This window comes from Shewanella sp. 2_MG-2023 (assembly GCF_030548905.1).
GTDB classification, from domain to species: domain Bacteria; phylum Pseudomonadota; class Gammaproteobacteria; order Enterobacterales; family Shewanellaceae; genus Shewanella; species Shewanella electrodiphila.
In genome coordinates this window covers 1-24564 of sequence record NZ_JAUOSO010000014.1, presented here as the reverse complement: position 1 = coordinate 24564, position 24564 = coordinate 1, and the positions used below count along the sequence as shown (strand labels likewise).

The window sequence follows — 24564 nt, the reverse complement described above, 5'->3', positions numbered from 1 at the left end:
TAAAAAGCCCTTAGTGAATCACTAAGGGCTTTTTGTTAAAGCTTTTTTATTATTTACCGACTGATTGTCAGGTAAATTAACCTAAACGGTCAATAACAGCTTGGGTGAAGTCAGTAGTACCATGAGTACCGCCTAAATCACGAGTAGTACGGTCGCCTTCTTCGATCACTGCAGATACTGCTGCGCGGATCATTTCAGCTTTGTCAGCCATACCTAAGTATTCAAGCATCTGGATAGAAGCAAGAATTACAGACGTTGGGTTAGCTAAGTTTTTACCCGCGATATCAGGTGCGCTACCATGAACAGCTTCGAAAATAGCAGCATCTTTACCGATGTTAGCACCAGGTGCCATGCCTAAACCGCCGACTAGACCTGCACATAAGTCAGATAAGATATCGCCGAATAAGTTAGTGGTGACCAAAACGTCGAAATTTTCTGGATTCATAACCAACTTCATACAAGTTGCGTCAACAATCATTTCTTCTGTTTCGATATCTGGGTAACGTTCACTTACTTCACGTGCCACTTTCAAGAATAAACCTGAAGTTGATTTCATGATGTTAGCTTTATGAACGATAGTCACTTTTTTACGGTTTTCTTTACGTGCTAGTTCGTAGGCAAATGTTGTGATTTGCTCAGCGCCTTGGCGTGTAATGATACTGGTGGCTTCTGCTGTTGCGCCGTCATCAGATACTTTTTGACCTAAACCTGAGTACATACCTTCCGTGTTCTCACGAACGGTAATGATATCAATGTTGTCGTAACGTGCTTGAGTACCGTTAAATGAAAGTACTGGGCGTACGTTTGCATATAGGCTGAATTTTTTACGTAAGCTCACGTTAATTGAAGTGAAGCCTTCTCCAACAGGTGTTGTTAAAGGTCCTTTCAATGTAATACGGTTTTTTTCGATTAGGTCTAAGGTACGCTGTGGTACTAATTCACCTTGCTTTTCTAGTGCGGCTAAACCGGCGTCTGCAAATTCATATTCAAAGTCGCAACCAGCTTTGTCGAGAATCTTTAAAGCGGAATCGATAATGCTTGGTCCAATCCCGTCACCTGGGATTACGGTTATAGTACGTTTTGGCATGGATAGTCCTTCCACTTAGTGGTTACTGCATTTTCCTGTCAGTGTTAATAACACTGTTACGGGACGATTAACTAACGGTTCTGTTGCGGCGCATTTTAACGAATTTTGAAATTTTTTTACAGGATTTAGTGAGATAAATCACATATTTTTTAAGTTTTTTAAGTTAATCCTCAGCTGATTGCTTTAAGATATTCACAACAGCTTAAATTAAAGCTTCAATATGCGTCATATTTAGACCGTGATTGTTGCTGATTCGTTAATTGGTTCGGTTAATTTACCAAGATAGCTTATTGAGATTAGATTTTTTGAACAGACGACTTTGGTCTAACAGTTTAAAAAATAAACTTAATTATTGTTTTTGCTAAAAAGAGAACAGAATTATACATTGATGGTAAACGATCTATTTCCACTCATGTAAAATATGTCGTTTCTTATGTTTAAGCGTTAGGATGAGTCTTCAAGACTTAGCCGTTTAAAAATAATAAATATAACGAGGATGACTTTGAAGTTACATAAACTTATTCCCTTGACGTTACTCACAGCGTCAATGTCGCTTGCTGCGGCTGAACAACCCACTTCATTATCGCTAAATGACATTATGCATTTTGAAACGCTTAAGCAGCCAGTGATTTCTGATAATGGAAAGACCATCGCTGTTGAAGCAATGCCTGATAGAGGTGATAGCCGGGCACTGATCAATATTGTTGAATCTAAGAAGCAGTTTGTTATTGCTGGCGGCTCAGATGTTAAGCTTAACAGCCAAGGCAGTTTTGCCATTGCGACGCTTAATCCGACGTTATTAGAAAAGAAGACATTAAAAAAATCGGAACTGCATTCAGGGCTTGCATTATTCAACACCGAAACGGCTGAACAACAAAACTTCGAGAAAGTGAAACATGCAGAGTTTAGCCAGGATGGGCTCTTTTTAGCGATTTGGTTTGAAGTTGAAGAAGCCGAGGATGATGAAGATAAAGAAGCACCTAGTATCAATGAAAAAGACATTGGCAGTGCAATAAAACTGATTCAATTAGCTGACAACTCAAGCCACGACTTTGACAATGTGACTCAATTTAGTTTTGACCGCGTCGGTAAAAACTTTGTTGTTGCTATTAATGATATCAAATCAAATCAACACCTCATTAAAAAAGTTAACTTAACCAATAATACCCTTAAGCAAGTGTTTAAAAACATTGATAGCCAGGTTGGAGAGCTAAGTTTATCTGATGATGGTCAATGGCTCGCTTTCACTCAAGGTGACGCTAAAGTCGAACGTGATGAGCGTGAATATCAGCTTTCACTATTAAACTTAACCACATTTAAATTGAAAGAAACGCCACTGGATGATGACTGGACATTAAACCAATATTCTAAAGTGTTTTTCTCTGAAGACAGTTTGCGACTATTTATTGGCCGCGTACCTCAGGTTGATAAAGTGGTTTCGTTAGCAGAGATCGAGTCTGAAGCTGATTTATATGATACCAGTGTGGTTACAGGTCTTCGTAATTTGAAAGTGTGGCATGGCGATGACCCAAAGATAAAGCCTCATGAAGTTAAGCAATATTCAAAAGAGCAACAACGCACTTATTTATCTGTACTGCACGTAAAAGCAAATCGCATCGTCCAACTTGCTGATGAAGCGATTCCAGATGTGCAATATGGAGAGCAGCAACGTTATCTACTGGCGACCTCAGATGTGCCATATCAGAAAATGATCACTTGGGCGGGTTTTTACCAAGACGTTTATCTGGTTGATTTAAATACTGGTAGAAAGTTGCAGTTACTGACTCAGCATCCATCTAATGAAATGCCAACATTATCGCCAAATGCACGCTTTGTTGCTTATTATCAACAAGGCCAGCTATTTATGTACGATATTGCAGGCGTGAGAAGACACACCATCTCAAAAGATATTATCGTCAGTTTTGCCAATGAAGATCATGATTATCCAGGTAATGCACCGAGCTATGGTTTCGGTCCTTGGTTAGCAGATGGCTCAGGCATTATTGCCTATGACAAATATGACATTTGGCAGTTCAACTCGTCATCTTTTGACGGCTTTATGTTGTCAAAAGGGGAAGGGCGTAAGACTAAAACGCAACTACGTGTAGAAGGGCAATACGAAGACGGCGATGTGCCAGCTGTTGTCACACAAGATCAATCATTGCTGATTCATGGTTATAACGAAACCACTAAAGCCGACAGTCTTTATGGTGCTACAGTTGGCGTCTCTAGTTTGACCGAATTAGTTGATAGTAACGCTAAACTGAAAATCTTAGCGCGCAGTAAAAATGCAGACACTATCGTGTATTCGAAAGAGCGTTATGATTTGTTTCCAGATCTTTATACCGCTAGCGTGAACTCACCAAATGATGCTGTAAAACAAACTGATTTAGACAAGCAACGTGATGGCTTTGATTGGGCAAGTGCTGAGTTGGTTCAGTGGAGCGATGCTGATGGTCGTAAAACTGATGGCGTATTGATTAAACCCACTTATTATCAAGAAGGTAAGCAATACCCTGTCATGGTGTATTTTTACCGCTTTATGAGCGACCGTTTACATTCATTCCCGCATATGGCGATAAACCATCGTCCTAACTTTGCTTGGTATGCTGACAATGGCTACGCAATATTCTTGCCTGATATCCGTTTTGAAGTAGGTTATCCTGGGGCATCAGCAGTTAAAGGGTTAACTTCTGGCGTCCAAAAGCTTATCGATATGGGTATCGCCGATCCTGACGCTGTGGGGATTCAAGGGCATTCGTGGGGCGGCTATCAAACTGCTTTTGCAGTGACCCAGACAAATATATTTAAAGCTGCAGTAACAGGCGCGCCCGTATCGAATATGACCAGTGCATATAGTGGCATTCGTCATGGTTCAGGTTTAGCGCGTCAGTTCCAATACGAAACAGGCCAAAGCCGTATTGCTGAAAGCTTGTTTCAATCACCACAGAAATATATAGAAAACTCACCAGTGTTTTATGCTGAACGTATTCAAACCCCGATGATGATTATGTTTGGTGATAAAGATGATGCGGTGCCTTGGGAACAAGGTGTTGAGTTATATCTGGCGATGCGCCGTACGGGGAAAGATGTGGTGTTCTTACAATATGAAGACGAACCACATCACTTGAAAAAGTACCCAAATAAATTAGATTACACGATTAGAATGAAGCAGTATTTTGACCATTACCTAAAGGGTGCAGATGCGCCAGAGTGGTTGGAAAAAGGCGAAGCTTATAAAGAATATAAGTAGCTACCTATATTCATTTAATCGAGCTAAACTGACTCAGTTAAGTCCAATAAAAATGCCACATTAAGTGGCATTTTTTATGTTTGCATGACGCTGGGTTCATTGAATAATACAACAGGTTTAGCAAAATCAATTCAGTGATTAGGCAATGAGCCTTTTAGCGTTACTTCTGGGTATCGCTTGTGGCTTCCACTTCTACAGCTGGTAACACAGCTGGTAACACAGCTGTTGTCGAGGTCACAGGCTCTACAATGTTATTTAAAATTGGGATCTGCAAGAACTGGTCATAAGTTTCTTGCCCCCATGCAATCAGCTGCTCATCTTTAAACAACAAAGGTGTACACTCATCTTTGGTGGTTTTACCATCGGATTTTACGTGGTGCGTTCGATAAAACATAATTTGAAAGTTTGCGCTATCGGTAGCTTTGGCTTCGGTAAAGTCAGCGCGGCCCATCTGTTGACGAATGCTTTGAATACTTTGCCCAATGGTTATTTCGCTCAGCATCCTATGGTTAAACTCTTGTCTTTCTTGCCAGCTTCTATCTTCAGGACGAGGCTCATAAATGATGACAACGGTGATTGCGAATACGACATAAGCGATAAACATTGATGCAATAAGCATGGAGAGGGAAGGTTTCATTGCTTAAGCATTCCTTTCGTTTTGGGCTGGGACTCTAAATTGTTTCAGATTGATATTAAGTGGCATATGGCATTGTAGCTGTGCCAGTTTATAACTTACCCGTGCCATATCTTTGCCATCTAATAATTTTTGAGCTTGCTTTGCCCCAAGGTTATCGATTGATTTATATAAGTTGGCGAGGCTACGAAATTTATTTAATAAGTCTGCAGCTGATTTGGGGCCAATGCCAGCAATCCCTGGCACTTTATTGCCAGAATCACCTGCTAGAGCGATAAAGTCTAATATTTGATTTTGCTGAACGGCTAACTTCTTTTCGTATTCTTTTATCTCAAAATACTGTTGTTTGAAGTGGTCCCAGATGTCGATATTCGATTGGCTAATTTGACCAAAACCTTTGTCCGTCGACACTATGATTGCTTTGCCATTATTTTCAGCGATTTTTGTGGCTAAGGTTGCAATGACATCATCAGCTTCTGAGGCTGCGTCATGTGAATGTATGTTGGCTTCTGCTAAAGCAACTTTAATATCAGCTAATCCAGATTTTAACGCTGCAGGCATGGGCTTGCGGCCTTTTTTATAATCTGGGTATAAGTGCTTTCGCCAGGATTCTTCATCACCGTCCCACACTACAATCGCATGAGTGGGTTTATGGTGATTTAGAAGCTTTTTTGACGCAGATATTGTGCGCTCTTTGACACTGGCAATATCATTTTCATCTGGTAATACAGCATGAATACGTCTAACAAGATTGAGACCATCAATGATCAATAGTTTATTCATGTTTTATCTTTTCGTTGCTGGTGGCACAACTCAAGTGAGTCGTTGCAGGGAATATTTTATTATTAATATCACAGAGAAAGTCTATTTCATGTGACGCAAATTGTGATGACTAATCATATAGCTATTTAACGTGATATTAAACAACGCCCTGCATTTTACTTGGCCAAAGTGGCTTCTAGTCATCAGGGGTAACAATTTGATAGCAAGGGACATAAGCGCTACCTGGTAGCTTCATTCTTTGCTGCTTAACAAAAGCGTTTAGCAGTTTATCCATCATCGTCATTAGTTGTTTATCACCACGGATTTCAAAGGGGCCAAACTCGTCGATTAATTTGATGGTATCGCTTTTTACATTACCAGCCACAATACCTGAAAATGCGCGCCTAAGTGTTGCGGCAAGCTCTGCTTTGTTTGGTTGAAAGTATAATTGCAAGTTCCCCATCACATCATGAGTAGGCTCAAAAGGTAGTTGAAATTCAGGCTCTATTTTTAATGACCACTGAAATTGATAGGCATCGCCTAAACTTTTACGCATTTCTTTTACCTTCAGCATACCTTGTTTCATTATGCGGCCGACAGCGACGGGATCATCAATAACGATTTGATACTTGTCCTGTGCTTCTTGACCTAGCGTTGCGCCAATAAAGGCATCAATTTCTATGAAATAGTCAGCGCTCTCTTTGGGACCAGTTAGAATGAGCGGGAAGGGTAAATCTTGGTTTGCCTGATTGAGTAAAATCCCCAGAATATAAAGTAATTCCTCAGCTGTCCCGGCGCCGCCAGGAAAGATAACGATACCGTGCCCTAAGCGAACAAAGGCTTCTAAACGTTTTTCGATATCAGGCAATATGACTAATTCATTGACGATTTGATTTGGAGGCTCAGCGGCTATAATACTGGGTTCTGTTAAGCCGATATAACGTGCATTACTGACTCGCTGTTTTGCGTGTCCAATCGCAGCGCCTTTCATCGGGCCTTCCATCGCGCCAGGGCCACAACCGGTACAGATATCTAAGCCTCTTAATCCCAACTCGTAGCCGACTTCACGGGTGTATTGATATTCAATGGGGTTAATACTGTGACCGCCCCAACAAACAACCACATTGGGATCTTTCATCGGAGAAATGACTCTGGCATTACGCAGAATATCGAACACCACATTGGTGATGTGACTGGCATTGGTCAGGTTGATATGCTTTAAATTATCATATTTATTGTCGATATAGACAATGTCTCGTAAGACTGCAAATAGATGCTCTTGAATGCCCGCAATAATTTCTCCGTCGACAAAGGCCTGCTCTGGAGGGTTGATTAATTCAATTAATAGGCCTCGCTCACGCTGTAGTACATTGATATCAAAATTGGCGTAAGTGTCAAATAGGGTTTCTGAGTTATCACTTTGCAAACCGGAGGCGAGGACAGCAAGGGAGCAGTTTCTTAGCAGTTGGTAAAGTTCACTTTTAGCGCTTTGCTTTAAACGATTAACTTCCATTTGAGACAGTTGATCTAAACTGCCTCTAGGGCTAATTTTTACAATCATATGCAACTCCTCTTAGAGATGAGTTGCCTATGATATTAGATATCAATCACGACTCTATCTCTGCCATTATTTTTGGCTTTGTATAGGGCAGCATCGGCACGCTCGAAGGTTTCTTCAATACGCTCGTTGTTCATAACTTGCGCTGCACCAATGGATAATGTGACGGTAATACGCTGATTCTTAAATTTAAATGGGATGTTCTTAATTTTTTCCCGTACACGGTTTAATAATAAACCAATATTGTCTTGATTGATTTCTGGAAGCAATAAAACAAACTCTTCACCGCCATAACGGGCAACAAATTCACTTTCTCGCAAAGAGTTTTTTAATGCCATAGCAATCACTTGCAAGGTTTTATCACCGGTGCTGTGGCCAAAGTTATCATTAACAGATTTAAAGTAGTCAATGTCTGTTACTGCAACCCATAGCGGCGTATCAAAACGTTTATGATTTCTAAATTCTTGCTCCATTCTGTCTTCAAGCGCTGCACGATTTGGCAGTTGTGTCAGTGGATCAAGTAAATTCAGTTTTTGGTGTTCAAACAGCTTTTCTTTATAACTATTAGCTTCTTTAGTGATGCTGGTGAGTTCTTTACGCATTGATTCAATGGATTTACGCAATAGTGCCTGTTCACGACTTTCTAATGCTTCCTTACGACTTAAGGCATCTTTTAATGATGAAAGCTGCACGGTAAGCGCTGTCTTTAATGCCATTAAATCATCAGACTCAATTAGAATGCCGTCAGCATTATCCACTCGTAAGTTAATTTCTTTATTAAGTTGAGTCTTAATTTGCTGTGAACGGTCATTGTTATTGGCCGTATTTGTGACTACATCACGTACAACACTAATCGCATCATTGAGTGCATATAAAAAGTCTTGTGATGCCGTTTTCTCACGTGCGATATTATTGAGTAATAAGCTTAGAATAGTTTGATACGACTCAAGTAATGTATTCAGTTTGATGTCACCCATCAAGACTTCTTTCATCACTAAGATTTGATCACGCTGTTCTTTTCTAAATTCTATTTCTGAAATTTTATGGGCAAGCTCTTTCGCTAAAATGAGGTGTTGCGGCAAAATGACATGGTCATCAGTGCCAGCAAACTCTTTTTGTAAAATATGCTCGTAGAAGCTAATCACTTGCTCTACTTTTGGAATGTATTCCCATATGGTATGGATGGGCTTATTAAGATCTTTTTTAAAGTAATTGATTTCTTTTTTGATTTCATCAGGCGCAGAATCAACTCTTTGTATCTGACTGATGACCCGAGAAAGGCTAGTGCGACTTTCTTCAAGGCGCGTCATAGTATGGTTGTATTGGCCTTTTAATAACCGTTCAATTTCTACTAATTCAGGTAGCGCTTCATCGATTTGATCGTAACCTTGAAGGTGGTGACGCAATTTGGCTAAACGGTTATCGAGCTCAAGATTTTGTCCTTTGCAGGCTAGACTCAAATGCCCTAAGAATTGAATTAAAGTACGTAATTTTTCATTACGATCTTCATGGATTTCTTCGAGCGCCAACTTAGCCGAATTAAGCTTCTGTTTTAATAATGAAACTTGTGAGACTGCAGTTGAAGAATCTTTCATGCTTATAGGTTTCCTAAGATAAACAAATAACTAATAACATCAATAATCTAGCCGATTGAATAGTCCATAATTATACTTTAAAAAAAGTATATTTAATAATGCTATCAATTAACTATACACCTATATCGGCCAATATGAATGAAAGCTTAGCCAATCGGGCTTTAGTGATTAATTTTTAGGCCATTTGATATCGGAAATGGCTCGATTACTTTCGGCCCGAATAATGCCCCTTTGCAGCGCATGAGTTAAATTTAAATATAATGGCTTGAAGAAAATGGCTGCTGGAGCAAAGTTTAGGGTTCTAATACTGACGTAAGTATGGCCTACATTAATACTTTTTGCTGCAGCTAAAGCGTACTGCACTGTTTCAAACTGTAATTCTGTAGTGAGCCTTATGTCAGGATTCGCCAAAAGCGGCAAGTTTATATGGCCAAGTACACACTCAAGCTCAAGCCTGTTTAGCGCCGAGAAGTGAGGGACATTGTCATTAATTGCTAATGCTTGATGAGACAAAGCATCGGAGATTTGAGCCAAGGTTTGTTCTGGGGTTAATACTTCTTTAAAGCAAAAAGCAAGCTCGCCAGGTTTCATTAGGTATACTTTACTGTTTAATTGTTCTTCAAATTGCCTGATTAAGTTCTCAGTGATGGCATTCGATTCTGTTAATCCAAACTCAATGTCTAACTCACTTAGTAAGCTAATACTCACCAAGGCAATGGTTTTAGGGGATTCATCATTAGACATACAGCAAAGTAATCCCTGATAACCCTTAAGCTGTGTTTGAGGCTCTTGTAATACTTGTTTAGCCAGTAAAGCTTTTTGTTGTTTCACACTATTGAGGCGTTTTAAGCTATAAAGCCATACAAAAGATAATATGAAAATCGTCGCAAGTAGGATGATAATAGCCATTTGTTGATCTTTGCTGCTTTCAATATATTTCCCCAATTTATGTTGAAAGATATTGATTTCAAACTTTAATTTTTCTTCAGTTAAGTTTGATGTAAGTGTTTCTTCAACAGGCTTTTCTTCGGTGCTTTGTTGCATTTGGACTAATCTTTCCATCATATCTAATGCCGCGGGATAATTACGTTCTTCTCTGTATGCTTTGGCTAAATATTCAAGAGCTTCCTTTTGCGCATCAGGTAATTGCTTTGAATCGGCTATGATTAATGCGGCAACCCCATGAGTTATTGTTTCTTTCCATAATGACTGCTCTGACAATGCTTGGGCAAATAGCAACTCATTATAAACAAGATAATGCATGATCCCTTTTTCTTTAAATATATCATTAGCCATTTGTAAGTAATTCATAGCAGACGGGTAATTACTTAAATGAAGATACGCTTCGCCAATATTATGGAAATTAAGCCCTTGGCTTATTCTTCGATTATGCTTTTCATCTAATTGCTGTGCATTAAGGTAATAGTCAATGGCTTTATTCCACTGTTCTTGATTTGCATAGATCATCGCAATGACAGTCATCGTTTTAGATTGAGATGCATCTCGCCCCAGTTTTTGATAACTGATTGCGGCTTCATTGGCATTCTTGAGGGCTTCATCCCATTGACCTAAGTCGCGGTAAGCACGAGATAATTGAAACTGCGTTTGCGCTTGAATGACTGGGTAGCTTAAACGATTCGAAATTCTATAGGCTTCACTATGATGCTGCAGTGCTTTAGCTAATTGATTACGCCCAGTGTAATAAATGCCTATTGCTGTTTCAGATTGAGCAATGAAGTAATCATTACGCAGTCGATAAGCAATTTCTCGGTAGCGTTTGTAATGATATAAAGCTTGCGTGTCTTGTTTCACTAAAGTGTGTAAGGAGCTTAAATTTTGATGCAGTATAAATTGCAAATTTAAACTTTGGTTATCGTTGATATTGCTTATTTTATTAAGGGCTTCTTTGAATAAAATGATGGACTGTTTGTACTGTTGATCTTCAAGGCCTCTAATTCTCCCCTCGAGTAGTAAAATAATTGCTTCATGCATTGGCGTTTCAGCAAGAGTTTCAAGTTGTTGTGTCAGTAATCGGGCTTTATTAATTTTGTCCTCAGCTTTCAGTGCTGTTTCTAGAAAAAGTCGCGCCAAAATCTCTAAATCAGCATGTAATTCGTCCGGATGATATTTTAAAGAGTCCGCAATGGCCTCAAATTCAGCGCGATCATTAAATGACAGAGGGAATTGAGTACGAGTTGATAATTGCTCAAACAATACATTGGGCGTTTCATTAAATTCAATTTCTCGCTGCTGATAACGGTCTGCATGAGCAGGAAAGGCGATTATTAATAGCAATAGTACGTAACTGCTTAGAATGATTTTTTGCATGAATGATTAACGGCCTTATTATTATTTTGTAAGCTTTTGTTGGAAGTCGGTGGGCGAATAATGCCGCTTGTTATATTATCATTTCCATTGAGGTAATCTTTTTTCAAAGAATTTGTATGATGTTGAAAACAAATAACTACAATAAACAAAAATTATAACAAGAATAATAACAGAAGGAATGTAGAGTGAAAGTCTCAAAACTGGCTATTTTTACTGCAGGAGTATTTTTTTCGGCTAATAGCTTAGCTGAAGTAAATTACCAAATCGATTTAACCCAACCACAACACCACTTAGCAAAAGTACAAGTGAGCTTTCCTAAATCTTCAGCAGAGATATTAACGGTCAATTTACCTGTATGGCGTACAGGCAAGTATGCGGTACTGCCACTAGCTGATGGAATACGACTCTTTGAAGCGACAGACAGCAAAGGAAAACCGTTAACCTGGCAAAGAAGTGCTACAGGCGAATGGCAGATTAATCTGACGCAACCCACTGAAGTTAACGTATCTTACCAACTTTATGCTAATGATTTAGGCACTCGTGTGCGCCATATTGACAACTCCCATGCTTATTTAGACGCCAGTGGCGTGTTTATGTATAGTCCTGAATTTAGGGGCGATGAAGTCAAGGTTTCAATGAAGGTACCTAAGGGCTGGCAGAGCCATTCGGGTATGGAGCAAGGACGTAAATCGCATTCATTTATTGCGGATAACTATGATGTATTAATCGATTCACCGATTGAAACTGGAATTAATACTCACTATGCCTTTGAAGCTGATGGCAGAGATTATGAGCTAGTGTTTTGGGGAGAGGGTAATTACGACGCTGAACAAGTGGTTAAAGACTTAACAAAAATCAGTAGTACAGCAAGTGTCATTTGGGATGACTATCCATTTGAGCGTTATGTTTATATGGTACATGCTACGAGCGGTGCACGCGGTGCTACAGAGCATTTAAATTCTACCATTATTCAGCTGCCACGCTTTAATTTCAGAGAGCGCAAAGATTACCTTCGTTTTATCAGTACAGCATCACATGAGTTCATTCACACTTGGAATGTTAAAGCATACCGTCCACAGGGTTTGGTTCCTTACGATTATCAACAAGCCAGTATGACGCAGTTACTTTGGATGGCTGAAGGGTCTACCAGTTATTTCCAAAATCAATTGTTGCTTCGTGCTGATGTGATTACCCCGAAAGAATTTTTTGCTGACTTAGCAAAACGGGTGAATAACAATATGCATAAACCAGGTCGTGAAATTCAATCTGTTTCAGAAGCCAGTTTAAATGAGTGGACCAATACAGGTGGGGATTACGCGATAAACCACGGGGTGAATATCTACTCAGAAGGTTATTTGGCCTCTTTATCATTAGATTTTAATTTATTAAAAGATACTGAGTTAGCACATTCTTATCGCGATGTTCATCGTCAGTTATATCGTGATTTTAAGTTACCTAAAGGCTATAACGTTGATGATGTAAAAGGGATATTAAAAAGCTTATCAGGAAAAGATTATCAATCTTGGTGGCAGCAGCATATTACCTCACCTTTTAGCTTAGATTTTGATTCACTGCTAGCGCAAGCGGGCTTAGTGATAACTTATGGGAAGAAAGATGAGTCGACAATTTATAGCGGTTTAAGGTTAAGCGGGGGTCATAAAGACTTAACACTAGCCCATGTCAGTCGTAACAGCCCAGCTTGGACTGCTGGCATAGCAGCTGGTGATGAAATTGTTGCTATTAACGGTCTTAAAGTGACAGCGGCAGGATTTAAAAAACGCCTAGAGGATTTTACACCTGGTGACAAAATTACAGTGTCATTGTTTAAAAACGACCAACTCATTAAAGTGCCACTCACGTTAGCAAAGCAGCCTAAAGGTGACTTAACGATCCAAGGTGTTGAAACGCCAAGTGTTGAACAAAAGGCCTTCTTAAAAGCGTGGCTTGGGATTGATTGGCCATTTGATGAAGCAGGAAAGTTTATTAACTAATTTTCTAACTTAGTTTATAAGCATTTGTTAAGTGGTAATAAAAAGCCCCGATAACCGAAAGTTATTGGGGCTTTTTAATTAAATCGATTAAATATTTTCTTCGATTGGACCAAGTGCTTGTTTAAGCGAGTTAATAAAGGCAACAAGCTCGCCGCCCATTAACGCAAAATCAGCATCGAGTTTCGCTAATGGATCTTCAGTGCCAACATCATCAGTTGCAGCTCTAAATTCTTCAGAGAATTTTAAGCGTTTCACGCTTGCATCTGATTGCATTAAAAAGGCGATTGATTGGCCAAAGTGAAGTGCTAATTTATGAACTTGTTTACCTGTCGCTAAGTGAGCAAGAACCTCATCTTCCTGAAGTACTTGTTGCTTAAAGCGTACAATGCCACCTTCATCTGAATCAGACTTAAGCTCAGCTTCATCTTGCATTTCAAATGGCTGCGGAGAAGCGCCATTTCTAAGCCACTCAGTCAGCGTGGTTTCAATCGGTGTAGTAAAGTGCAAAGGCACCACTGGCAAACTGCCTAATGCTTTACGTAATAATGCTAATAATTCTTCTGCTTTTGCTGCACTAGAGCTGTCGACTAAGATCATTTCAAGTTCAGGCATGATAAGCGCATGAGTTTGACTACGGCGAGAAAATGCTCGTGGCAGTAGCGTCATGGTTATCTCTTCTTTCATCGCATCTTTTTCTTTCTTGGTCACTTTGCGACTTTCTTGATCTTCAATCATCGCCACTTTTTCATCGATGGCTTCTTTGATGACTTGACCAGGTAGAATCTTTTCTTCTTTAGTCACACAAATCAAATGACGGTTTTCAGCAGTATGAACTAAGGCTTGGCCTTTTTTACCTAACGCATTTGAAAAACCAAACTTACTAATATCTTGGCTTGAGCATGGTGAGAAGGTGAAGTCTTCTAACGCTGTTTCGAGTGCCTCGGTATCGGTAGTGAAAGGCTTATTGAAACGATAAAGGGTGAGATTTTTAAACCACATAAAAAGGCGCTCATCAAAAATTAAAAATGCAGTTTACGGTATCACGGGGCTGGGGTAAACCATCAGGTTCATCAGTGTTGATTGTCGCTAAAACAGAATTCATTAAACTGTCATATTTGTGCTTTTTAGGTTAATTACATTTATTATCAACATCTTATTTGTTCTTTTTGGTAGTTAATTTAGCGAGAGCTAAATAAAATTCACGGATTGAAATATTTCTGCAACAAAAGGCGTGCAGAATTCGCCTCGTTCCCAAGCTATTGGTTAACAGTAACCTGTTAGTTCCAACCAAATAGCAGCAAAAATTAGGTGTGAAACACCAACAAATAATGTCTAAAGGATGAAATGATGAACGCTTTTTATAAAACTCTAGTTGCTTCAGCTATTGCTACTGCTACGCTTTCAACTGCTCACGCTGCAGAACCACTTGAAGTATATGGTAAGTTAAATGTTACTGTTCAATCTAACGATGAAGGTGATGGTTCAGTTACAGAAATTCAAAGTAATGCGTCTCGTTTCGGTGTTAAAGGCGGATTTGAATTAAGCGACTCTTTAGAAGCGTTCTACACAATCGAGTACCAAGTTGATACTGGTAACTCAAGCTCTGATAACTTCACTGCTCGTAATCAGTTCGTTGGGTTAAAAGGCAACTTTGGTTCTTTTGCTGTGGGTCGTAACGACACAATGCTTAAGAAGTCACAAGGTAAAGTAGACTTATTTAACGACTACTCAGGTGACTTAAAAAGTCTTTTTAAAGGTGAGAACCGTTTAGCACAAACTGCAACTTACTTAACGCCAAAGTTTGGTGACTTCCAAGTGGGTGTAACTTACGCAGCAGAAGGCGACAGCAAGCAAGAAGAAAAAGATGGTTTCAGCATCGCAGCTATGTACGGTGACTCAGGCCTTAAGAAAAGCCCTGTTTACGCAGCTCTTGCTTATGATTCTGAAGTAGCAGGCTACGACATCGTTCGTGGTACTGTTCAAGGTAAAATTGCTGGTTTTGTACTAGGTGGTATGTACCAGCAAGAAGAAGCAGTTGATAGTGGAAACAGCATCGATGGTTACTTACTAAGTGCAGCATACAAAATTGAACAAGTGACGTTAAAAGCACAATACCAAGACATGGAAGACAAAGGTGATTCATGGTCTATTGGTGCTGATTACGCATTAGGTAAGCCAACTAAATTATTTGCTTTCTATACTGATCGTACTTCAATGGGTACAGTTGAAGATGATGAAGGCAATGATTTAGACATCTCAATCGACGAAAGTTACTTCGCTGTGGGTATTGAACACAAGTTCTAATTAATCGTTTCATCAAAGGTTAACTTAGATAGCGAATAATTGAAGGAGGCGTGAGTCTCCTTTATTTTTTGATGAGTTAAGTGTTTTAAGCAAGAATCATTAAGCTATTAATGTAAAGAATGATAGATTTATGACAATAATATGATTTTGTAGCCGTTATTGGCACTGAGATCATATTTCTGTAATAAAACTGACCAATAATACTCATGCGGCAAATTAATCACAGAAAATATTATGACAGCGAAGATTTTAATTGTAGAAGATGAATCAGCCATCCGTGAGATGCTGACCTTTGTTATGGAACAACACGGTTTTACCACATCGGCGGCCGAAGATTTCGATTCTGCCATCGATCTACTGCAGGAGCCTTACCCGGATTTAATCCTATTGGATTGGATGTTTCCAGGTGGAAGCGGTATACAATTAGCTAAGCGTTTAAAGCAAGATGAGTTTACTCGCCAAATCCCTATTATCATGCTCACAGCACGTGGTGAAGAAGAAGATAAGGTGAAGGGTTTAGAAGTCGGGGCTGATGATTACATTACCAAGCCTTTTTCTCCTAAAGAACTTGTTGCTCGTATTAAAGCTGTCTTACGTCGTAGTGCACCTACGCGTCTAGAAGAGACTATTGATGTTCAGGGCTTGTTACTTGACCCTGTCAGCCATCGTGTCTCAGTGGGCGAGTCAGTGCTTGATATGGGGCCGACAGAATTTAGATTATTACACTTCTTTATGACTCACCCTGAGCGAGTCTATAGTCGCGAACAGTTACTAGATAACGTTTGGGGTACTAACGTGTATGTAGAAGATAGAACCGTTGATGTGCATATTCGTCGCTTACGCAAAGCGGTTGAAGACTCAGGCCATGATAAGTTGATTCAGACTGTACGTGGTGCTGGATACCGCTTCTCGACGAGAATGTAATCACAGACATCGCCGCGCTAAGAAAACCGCCGAGTAATATGCGTTTGAATTTAGACCCACGATGGGTGTTGCTTTAAATTCACAATTATTCGGCAGTTTTTTAACAAAAGGCTATAGTCAGTGATATCATTTTAAGCTATCTTGTGAGCCATTATTTCCTACCAATAATTAGGTAATAACCTGCTAAAGGTTTATTTACATTAATTTTTTAGGCTGCCTATGTTTCGATCTTATTCAGGTTCCAGATTGCTATTACGCCTCGTTGGAATACTGTTCGCTTTTGCCCTTGTTGGCATCATCATTGATCAAATCACCCTCGCTATTATCATAGGTTGTGTTGCCTTATTAGGATGGCATTACCGTCAAATTAGCCGACTTAATTTTTGGTTATGGAAAGACCGTAAATTAACCCCGCCTCAAGGCACTGGTTCTTGGGAAGGTATCTTTAATGGTATCTATCGTTTGCAGGGTAAAAATCGCCGCAGAGTAGGCCAGTTGGCTTCATTACTGAGTCGTTTCAGGCAAGGCGCAGAAGCACTGCCCGATGCTGCAGTTGTATTAGACTCTGAACATAATATCTTATGGTGTAATAAGCTTGCACAACTAATATTAGGCTTTGTATGGCCTCAAGATAATGGCCAACGAATAGATAATCTTATCAGGCACCCTGACTTTTCTGAGTACCTTAAAAAGGGTGAGTTTAAAGAGCCATTAGAGTTAGCTTCACCGATATCTGACCAGCGTTTATTAGAAGTTCGCTTAATGAGCTATGGTGATCGCCAACTGCTTCTCATTGCTCGTGACATTACTCGAATCAATCAGTTAGAAGGGATGCGTAAAGAGTTTGTTGCCAATGTATCCCATGAGCTCAAAACGCCGCTCACAGTATTACAGGGCTATTTAGAAATCATGCAAAGCATGGAAGAGCCTGACAGCATGAATCACAAGCCTTTAAATCTAATGCAGCAGCAAACAAGGCGAATGCAATCAATGGTCGAGCAGCTTTTAGCTTTATCGCGCATTGAAGATGGTGCTGATATCGATTTAGAGCAAACAATTAATATGACAGCCATGCTCGATATATTAAAAGACGAAGCGTCTGCATTAGCATTAGATCAGTATGAGTTAACTTTTTTTGCCGAAGATAATCTAGATTGTCACGGAAACGAAGTGCAATTACGCAGTGCTTGCACAAACTTAATCTCTAATGCGATTCGATACACAGAGCCTGGCGGTAAGATAAGCGTTAGATGGGAATTGGTACCTACTGGCGCAAGATTCAGTGTGACCGATACAGGTTTAGGTATTGCGCCGCAACATATTAATCGATTAACAGAGCGCTTTTATCGGGTTGATAATGCTCGCTCGAGTAAAACCGGTGGTAGCGGATTAGGCTTAGCTATTGTAAAACATGCGTTGAATCATCACTACAGTGAACTAACTATTACCAGTGAACCTGATAAGGGGAGTTGTTTTAGCTTTATTATCCCTATTCACTTGGTGGTAAAGTGAAGTTAGTTATCGTTTAATTTACCTTTGTATTTAATATTCGTATTGTTAAGTGCCTGTTTATTTCAACATAGACAGGCATTTTTTATAATGAAATATACCCGCCTTTCAACCCCTTAATGCTGTGATGGAGTTAACAAGCTTTAACTTTGATGACCAGAATGAGTGTATTCAATTTCTGCATGTGTTTTACAATATGTATCAGAGCTCATATTGTTTAATTTAATACTTTTCTTTGAGTTCTAATGCTTATCAGGCACTAATTCATTGAATTAAATCTTGTGTACTTTCCCCTAAATACAATTTCAGAACTATGATTAACGACTTAAATAACATATCAAAGACAAGACGTTCCATGACTAAAAGCCTATTAAGTTTACCCCTGTGCTTTTTCCTCACTTACAGCCTCTCAAGTCATGCGGCAGAGCCTGATGTGCAGGCTGCTGTTAACCAGCTAACTAAACCCGCCCATTGGAGCGGTTTACCTTTATTAGCAGATGAAGCAACTAAGAGAGGGCATGACTTACCTTTGCCAATTGGTGTGAGCTTGTTTTATAACAATATCGATGCAGATTATGTTGCTGATAATGATTTTCAAGTTCAAGTGGATGGAGGCCTGTTAGGTTTTCGTGGGCCTAATGATTATGTAGTGCCTGCTGAAGATGTCAGTATTACAGGAAGCGACAGAAGTGTGCAGTTAAAAATTGATGCTTGGATATTACCTTTTTGGAATGTTTATGCGTTACTGGGCTACACCGAAGGGCGTAAAGACATTAGAGCAAAGCTGGATAATGTTGAAGGCTTACCTTGTGATGATGCGTGTAATGGCATTGTATTGCCTATCCCGATTGAGTATACCGCTAAAAATTACGGTATTGGAACTGTGCTCGCTGGGCAGATAGATCCTATTATCGGCGATACCCCTGTAATAGTCATGGCAGTGGGTGCCATAGTGAATGCGAATACTGATACAACGGATAGCGTGATTAAAACCAAGCTTGCCTCGATAAGAGTCGGTCAGCGATATGATATCGGCAGTGATAAGCTTGCTTGGTTTTTAGGATTTAGCCATCAAAGTGTGAATCAGAATGTGACTGGAGACTATTCTTTTGTAGGCACTGATTTAGCCCCGCTGATGGAAGAGGTCAAATTTGATATTGATCTTGCTAAGAAAGAGACCAAGAATATGTCCGTGAGTATTAATTATGATTTTGGTCCAAGGAACGAATGGAACCTATATACAGAATACGGTTTTTTAAATTGGCAGCATTTGATTATTGGTGTTGGGCGTCGTTTTTAATCGAATTGAACAGTTTTTGTCATAATTAAGTTATTGGCAATGTATGTATTTTTATTGCCTTAGTTATTTATTACGGCTTAATTTATTGTTTTTGTGAGGCTTTTTATTTGATTGCGTATTCTGGAAAGATTGTGGCGTAAATGTTTCAAATGTTGATTGTCATACAACTGTCATATATTAGTCATAGACTTGTCATCGAAGCAATTGATACTGAGCGTGTCTTAAATAACAACGCTTATAATACCGGAGCATTACAATGAAACTTAAACAGCTAGTTGGCACTATCGCCTTTGCAGCAGCTGGTGTTTTTTCAGCAACATCGATGGCAGCAATTGATAAAACATTACCTGTATATGAAAAGACAAGTGGTGTTTCAGGTAACTTGTCATCAGTTGGTTCAGACACGTTAGCAAACATGATGACGTTATGGGCTGAAGATTTCAAACACATTTACCCTAACGTAAATATCCAAATTCAAGCTGCAGGTTCTTCTACTGCGCCACCAGCTTTGACTGAAGGTACTTCACAATTCGGCCCAATGAGTCGTCAAATGAAGCCTAACGAAGTTGAAGCTTTTGAAAAGCATTACGGTTACAAACCAACTGCTATTCGTGTTGCAATTGATGCACTCGCAGTATTTGTACATAAAGATAACCCAATTGAAGGGTTAAGCATTGACCAAATCGACTCAATCTTCTCTTCTACTAAAAAATGTGGCGGAAATGATGTAAATCGTTGGGGTGATGTTGGTCTTGATGGTAACTGGTCTAAGAAAGATATCCAATTATACGGTCGTAACTCAGTGTCTGGTACATACGGTTACTTCAAAAAGAAAGCACTGTGTAAAGGTGACTTCAAAGCAAACGTAAATGAGCAACCAGGTTCTGCATCTGTAGTTCAATCAGTTTCTCAAGGTCTTAACGCTATCGGTTATTCTGGTATCGGATATAAGACTGCTGGTGTTAAAGCTGTAGCTATTTCTAAGAAAGGCACTAAATACATTGATGCAACTGCTGCTAACGCTGCAAGTGGTACTTACCCATTATCACGTTACCTATACGTTTACATCAACAAGCACCCTAACAAAGATTTATCACCAATGGATCGCGAGTTCATCCGTTACGTGTTATCTAAACAAGGTCAACAAATCGTAGAAAAAGACGGTTATGTACCACTACCACGTAGTGTTGTTGCTAAAGACCTAGAAAAAGCGGGTATCAAGCTGAAATAGCTTAATTTACCTCGACACTAAAAGCCTCATTCGTGAGGCTTTTTTGTGTCTGAAATTAATCTAATCATAAGCCTCCTTATTTAATGTGAAGCACTCATAACCTCGATGAATTGATGGTATTGAGTTAACATAGCTGCAGAATCATATAGATAAGGATGTGATGTGGCTGAACAATTTGATTTTAATAATGATTACCACTCGGTTGCTAATACAGATGACATGAAAGTGCATCATATGGTGTTGGCGTTAAATGTGGATTTTGACAAGCAGCAGCTTCAAGGCTCAGTCAAATTGTTATTTAAACGCCTTTCGGATTCGACACAATTGGTACTCGATGGACGGGATATTAGTATTGATGAAGTATCAGATATTCATGGGAATCAACTTGAATTCACTCAGCAACATGTTAGTGCACTGCAAGGTGAGAGAATTGTCATTGAAGTGGGCGGTGAAATAACACAAGTCGTACTTCATTATTGCACTTCAAAGGATGCACAGGGGTTACAGTGGCTAACGCCAGTACAAACCCTAGGAAAACAGTCTCCTTATTTATTCAGCCAATCACAGCCAGTCAATGCACGTAGTTGGATCCCGCTGCAAGATAGCCCTAAGGCTAGAATTACTTTTAGCGCTTCAATTCAAGTTAATAACGGCTTAAGAGCTGTGATGAGCGCGGCTAACTCTGCCGAAATGCCAGCAGATGGCTTATTCACTTTTGAGATGGAAAAGCCGATACCGACGCATTTATTGGCATTAGCTGTGGGCGATCTCGCCTATGGTGAGGTAAGCGAGCGCTGCGCAATTTACACAGAGCCTGCCATGCTCGAAAAAGCCCTTAAAGAATTTGAAGACACAGAATCAATGATTGTAGCAGCCGAGTCATTACTGGGTCCGTATCCATGGGGGCGTTACGACATGATAGTACTGCCGCCAAGCTTTCCATTTGGCGGGATGGAAAATCCAAGATTGGCTTTTATCACACCCACATTGATCGCGGGTGATAAAAGTTTAGTGTCTACAGTGGCGCACGAGTTAGCGCATTCTTGGACAGGTAACTTGGTGAGTAATGCGACCTGGCGAGATTTATGGCTTAACGAAGGCTTTACGACTTATTTTACTAATCGCTTAGTGGAGAACATTTACGGCAAAGAACAAGCTGACTTGGAGTGGGTTATTGAGTATGGCCGCTTACAAGAAGAAATGCAGTCATTGCCAATGACGTCACAAACACTACCTGCCAATGTTCAACATCAGGATGCCAACGATGCTTTCAATCGTTTCACCTATGATAAAGCGTCGATGTTTGTACATGAGTTAGAGGCACGATTAGGACGAGAGGCTTTTGATAAATTTCTTTATCAGTATGTTCAGCATTTTAAATTCGAAGCCATTACCACAGAAACCTTTATCGACTATGCCAAACAAACCTTGCTGGTGGATCATGTGGATGTGATTTCCGAATCGGAATTGATGACCTGGGTTTATGGTGAGGGTTTACCTGAATGGTTTATAGCGCCTACATCTACCAGTTTGGATAAGGTGAAGTTAGCGTTAAAGCAGTTCACTGAAGGGGTCAATGCAGCCAAATTGCAAGTTGAAGCTTGGCGAGTGCATCATTGGCAATTTTTTATCACTCAGTTACCTTTTCAGTTAACTCAAGTGCAATTAAAAGATCTGGATATGACATTTAGTTTTACAGATAGTCAAAATGCAGAACTTGCTTGTGATTGGTTTAGAGTCGCTATCAGAAACCACTATGAAATTGTAATGCCCAAAGTTGGGTTGTTTTTAGCCCATATTGGCCGTGCTAAATTTGTAAAGCCGCTTTATAGCGAAATGCTCATTGCAGGTTATCAAACCCAAGCCATAGAGATATATCAGCAAGCGAGAGAGGGTTACCACCCTTCATTGCAAGTGCAGTTAGATGCGATGTTTAAAAACACATAAGTATCATTACTGATTATATGTACTTTATTGGTTTTTTTAGATTTTTAATAAAAACCTTGAGGCAAAAAAAATGGCAACCCAATGGGTTGCCAGAAGTATCTCAGCGGGACATGGCTAATAATGCGCTAGCGTATTAACTCGTTCCCAAATAAGGGGGATGATGATGAAACTTAAAACGCTGAAACAGTCTGAAAACTAATTCGGTTAGCACTGGCTGATGAGGCCATGTTGATGAGTGTATTTAATTGTATGACCCGTGATGAAGGGGTTATACGTTGGAGATAAATAACATTACCAACTCGCTACAGTTACTATGAGTACCTTGGTAAGAAAAGGTTCAATCAGTTCGATAAAAAATTATTTTTTTATCGCTTATTTATTAAATTAATTCTAACTCACCGTTTATTTGTGCACTTATTCGTGCATTTATTAAAGCATCCAGCGGCCTTTAACAGCATTAACTCAGCGTAAAAATGTGTTGATAGCACTCTAAATATCAAATTACATCACTTAACCAATGCTTGTTTTGCACAATTGGGTTTGTGTCATTCCTTTGCCGTCATTCCTTTGTCGTCACTTCACAGTCAAAGACATGCAAAAAAAATGGCAACCCAATGGGTTGCCAGAAGTATCTCTGCGGGACATGGCTAATAATGCGCTAGCGTATTAACTCGTTCCCAAATAAGGGGGATGATGATGAAACTTAAAACGCTGAAACAGTCTGAAAACTAATTCGGTTAGCACTGGCTGATGAGGCCATGTTGATGAGTGTATTTAAATGTATGACCCGTGATGAAGGGGTTATACGTTGGAGATAAATAAACATGACCAACTCGCTACAGTTACTATGAGTACCTCTCTATTAAAAGGTTCAATTTGTTTCATAAAAAATGATCATTTTTTTGATTTACTGAAAATATGGTTAAGAAACGCCTTGGAGGGTTATCTTATTTGCAGCTTGAGGGTGGATGTTGTGGACTCTCTGCCAGTGCAGGTGCATTTAACGTCGAACTCACCTTAATCAAAAATCAGGTTAAACAGAAGCCACCTAAATCAAAAGTTGCGTTAATCATTAGTCAGGTTAATTAAAAGTCACGTTAATCATTTATACGCAAAAAAAATGGCAACCCAATGGGTTGCCAGAAGTATCTCTGCGGGACATGGCTAATAATGCGCTAGCGTATTAACTCGTTCCCAAATAAGGGGGATGATGATGAAACTTAAAACGCTGAAACAGTCTGAAAACTAATTCGGTTAGCAGTGGCTGATGAGGCCATGTTGATGAGTGTATTTAATTGTATGACCCGTGATGAAGGGGTTATACGTTGGAGATAAATAAACATGACCAACTCGCTACAGTTACTATGAGTACCTCTCTATTAAAAGGTTCAATTTGTTTCATAAAAAATGATCATTTTTATGATTTATTAAAAATATGACTTAGAAATGCCTTAGCGAGTTATCTTATTTGCAGCTTGAGGGTGGATGTTGTGGACTCTCTGCCAGTGCAGGTGCATTTAACGTCGAACTCACCTTAATCAAAAGTCAGGTTAAACAGAAGCCACCTAAATCAAAAGTTGCGTTAATCATTAGTCAGGTTAATTAAAAGTCAGGTTAATCATTTATACGCAAAAAAAATGGCAACCCAATGGGTTGCCATAAGTATCTCTGCGGGACATGGCTAATAATGCGCTAGCGTATTAACTCGTTCCCAAATAAGGGGGGATGATGATGAAACTTAAAACGCTGAAACAGTCTGAAAACTAATTCGGTTAGCACTGGCTGATGAGGCCATGTTGATAAGTGTATTTAATTGTATGACCCGTGATGAAGGGGTTATACGTTGGAGATAAATAAACATGACCAACTCGCTACAGTTACTATGAGTACCTCTCTATTAAAAGGTTCAATTTGTTTCATAAAAAATGATCATTTTTATGATTTACTGAAAATATGACTAAGAAACGCCTTGGCGAGTTATCTTATTTGCAGCTTGAGGAATGGATGTTGTGGACTCTCTGTCAGAGCAGGTGCATTTAACGTCGAACTCACCTTAATCAAAAATCAGGTTAAACAGAAGCCACCTAAATCAAAAGTTGCGTTAATCATTAGTCAGGTTAATTAAAAGTCAGGTTAATCAT

The 24564-nt window shown here is 39.5% G+C and carries 15 protein-coding genes; 8 read left to right on the top strand and 7 right to left on the bottom strand.

Translation table 11 applies throughout. The annotated features are described in order from the left end of the window. Positions 1-76: 76 nt before the first annotated feature. Complete coding sequence (locus Q4600_RS14380; protein WP_102529062.1) at positions 77-1087, bottom strand: isocitrate dehydrogenase; 1011 nt, start codon at positions 1085-1087, stop codon at positions 77-79. A gap of 496 nt (positions 1088-1583) precedes the next feature. Between Q4600_RS14380 and Q4600_RS14375 the strand changes: the two genes are divergently transcribed. Beyond that, positions 1584-4340, top strand: coding sequence for a prolyl oligopeptidase family serine peptidase (locus Q4600_RS14375; RefSeq protein ID WP_303524411.1), 2757 nt, complete (start codon positions 1584-1586; stop codon positions 4338-4340). Between the two features lie 160 nt (positions 4341-4500). On the opposite strand, the gene Q4600_RS14370 is transcribed toward Q4600_RS14375, so the two are convergent. The 5 genes from Q4600_RS14370 to Q4600_RS14350 all read right to left on the bottom strand — a co-directional run bounded on the left by Q4600_RS14370 (position 4501) and on the right by Q4600_RS14350 (position 11217). Further along, positions 4501-4977: a DUF3192 domain-containing protein gene (locus Q4600_RS14370; RefSeq protein ID WP_303516988.1), complete on the bottom strand. Its 477-nt coding sequence runs from the start codon at positions 4975-4977 to the stop codon at positions 4501-4503. 3 nt (positions 4978-4980) lie between these two features. Further along, complete coding sequence (gene xni / locus Q4600_RS14365; protein WP_303516989.1) at positions 4981-5757, bottom strand: flap endonuclease Xni; 777 nt, start codon at positions 5755-5757, stop codon at positions 4981-4983. 175 nt (positions 5758-5932) lie between these two features. Next, positions 5933-7297 (bottom strand): nucleotide 5'-monophosphate nucleosidase PpnN, encoded by a 1365-nt coding sequence (gene ppnN / locus Q4600_RS14360; RefSeq protein ID WP_303516990.1) that lies wholly within the window; start codon positions 7295-7297, stop codon positions 5933-5935. 35 nt (positions 7298-7332) lie between these two features. Continuing rightward, positions 7333-8889: a GGDEF domain-containing protein gene (locus Q4600_RS14355; RefSeq protein ID WP_102529067.1), complete on the bottom strand. Its 1557-nt coding sequence runs from the start codon at positions 8887-8889 to the stop codon at positions 7333-7335. A gap of 168 nt (positions 8890-9057) precedes the next feature. Further along, positions 9058-11217 (bottom strand): tetratricopeptide repeat protein, encoded by a 2160-nt coding sequence (locus Q4600_RS14350; protein WP_303516991.1) that lies wholly within the window; start codon positions 11215-11217, stop codon positions 9058-9060. A gap of 185 nt (positions 11218-11402) precedes the next feature. Here Q4600_RS14350 and Q4600_RS14345 point away from each other — a divergent pair, with 185 nt between their 5' ends. Then, positions 11403-13208, top strand: coding sequence for a M61 family metallopeptidase (locus Q4600_RS14345; RefSeq protein ID WP_303516992.1), 1806 nt, complete (start codon positions 11403-11405; stop codon positions 13206-13208). An 87-nt stretch (positions 13209-13295) separates the two neighbouring features. On the opposite strand, the gene rdgC is transcribed toward Q4600_RS14345, so the two are convergent. Beyond that, the gene (gene rdgC, locus Q4600_RS14340) at positions 13296-14207 is read right to left on the bottom strand and encodes a recombination-associated protein RdgC (RefSeq protein WP_102529070.1); all 912 of its coding nucleotides are present in this window, start codon (positions 14205-14207) and stop codon (positions 13296-13298) included. A gap of 345 nt (positions 14208-14552) precedes the next feature. On the opposite strand from rdgC, the gene Q4600_RS14335 reads away from it, so the two are divergent. The 6 genes from Q4600_RS14335 (at position 14553) to Q4600_RS14310 (ending at position 22423) form a co-directional block, all read left to right on the top strand. Further along, complete coding sequence (locus Q4600_RS14335; protein ID WP_102529071.1) at positions 14553-15512, top strand: porin; 960 nt, start codon at positions 14553-14555, stop codon at positions 15510-15512. A gap of 234 nt (positions 15513-15746) precedes the next feature. After that, a complete protein-coding gene (phoB, locus tag Q4600_RS14330) occupies positions 15747-16436 on the top strand; it encodes a phosphate regulon transcriptional regulator PhoB (protein WP_102529072.1) in 690 nt (229 codons plus the stop codon). 219 nt (positions 16437-16655) lie between these two features. Next, the gene (phoR, locus tag Q4600_RS14325) at positions 16656-17948 is read left to right on the top strand and encodes a phosphate regulon sensor histidine kinase PhoR (RefSeq protein ID WP_303516993.1); all 1293 of its coding nucleotides are present in this window, start codon (positions 16656-16658) and stop codon (positions 17946-17948) included. Between the two features lie 352 nt (positions 17949-18300). Next, positions 18301-19245, top strand: a complete 945-nt coding sequence (locus Q4600_RS14320) for a hypothetical protein (protein ID WP_229369199.1) — start codon at positions 18301-18303, stop codon at positions 19243-19245. Positions 19246-19501: 256 nt separating this feature from the next. Further along, positions 19502-20476, top strand: coding sequence for a PstS family phosphate ABC transporter substrate-binding protein (locus tag Q4600_RS14315; protein WP_303516994.1), 975 nt, complete (start codon positions 19502-19504; stop codon positions 20474-20476). A 219-nt stretch (positions 20477-20695) separates the two neighbouring features. Further along, positions 20696-22423 carry a M1 family metallopeptidase gene (locus Q4600_RS14310; RefSeq protein WP_303517007.1) on the top strand — a complete coding sequence of 576 codons (1728 nt, stop codon included), beginning with the start codon at positions 20696-20698 and terminating at the stop codon, positions 22421-22423. Positions 22424-24564: the final 2141 nt, after the last annotated feature.

What these genes read in the sequence shown, in the direction of transcription:
- Q4600_RS14375 (WP_303524411.1), top strand. Translation starts at nt 1,584, where the DNA reads ATGACTTTGAAGTTACATAAACTTATTCCCTTGACGTTACTCACAGCG.
- xni (WP_303516989.1), bottom strand. Translation starts at nt 5,757, where the DNA reads ATGAATAAACTATTGATCATTGATGGTCTCAATCTTGTTAGACGTATT.
- Q4600_RS14350 (WP_303516991.1), bottom strand. Translation starts at nt 11,217, where the DNA reads ATGCAAAAAATCATTCTAAGCAGTTACGTACTATTGCTATTAATAATC.
- phoR (WP_303516993.1), top strand. Translation starts at nt 16,656, where the DNA reads ATGTTTCGATCTTATTCAGGTTCCAGATTGCTATTACGCCTCGTTGGA.
- Q4600_RS14370 (WP_303516988.1), bottom strand. Translation starts at nt 4,977, where the DNA reads ATGAAACCTTCCCTCTCCATGCTTATTGCATCAATGTTTATCGCTTAT.
- ppnN (WP_303516990.1), bottom strand. Translation starts at nt 7,297, where the DNA reads ATGATTGTAAAAATTAGCCCTAGAGGCAGTTTAGATCAACTGTCTCAA.
- phoB (WP_102529072.1), top strand. Translation starts at nt 15,747, where the DNA reads ATGACAGCGAAGATTTTAATTGTAGAAGATGAATCAGCCATCCGTGAG.
- Q4600_RS14355 (WP_102529067.1), bottom strand. Translation starts at nt 8,889, where the DNA reads ATGAAAGATTCTTCAACTGCAGTCTCACAAGTTTCATTATTAAAACAG.
- Q4600_RS14315 (WP_303516994.1), top strand. Translation starts at nt 19,502, where the DNA reads ATGAAACTTAAACAGCTAGTTGGCACTATCGCCTTTGCAGCAGCTGGT.
- Q4600_RS14380 (WP_102529062.1), bottom strand. Translation starts at nt 1,087, where the DNA reads ATGCCAAAACGTACTATAACCGTAATCCCAGGTGACGGGATTGGACCA.
- rdgC (WP_102529070.1), bottom strand. Translation starts at nt 14,207, where the DNA reads ATGTGGTTTAAAAATCTCACCCTTTATCGTTTCAATAAGCCTTTCACT.
- Q4600_RS14320 (WP_229369199.1), top strand. Translation starts at nt 18,301, where the DNA reads ATGACTAAAAGCCTATTAAGTTTACCCCTGTGCTTTTTCCTCACTTAC.
- Q4600_RS14335 (WP_102529071.1), top strand. Translation starts at nt 14,553, where the DNA reads ATGATGAACGCTTTTTATAAAACTCTAGTTGCTTCAGCTATTGCTACT.
- Q4600_RS14310 (WP_303517007.1), top strand. Translation starts at nt 20,696, where the DNA reads ATGAAAGTGCATCATATGGTGTTGGCGTTAAATGTGGATTTTGACAAG.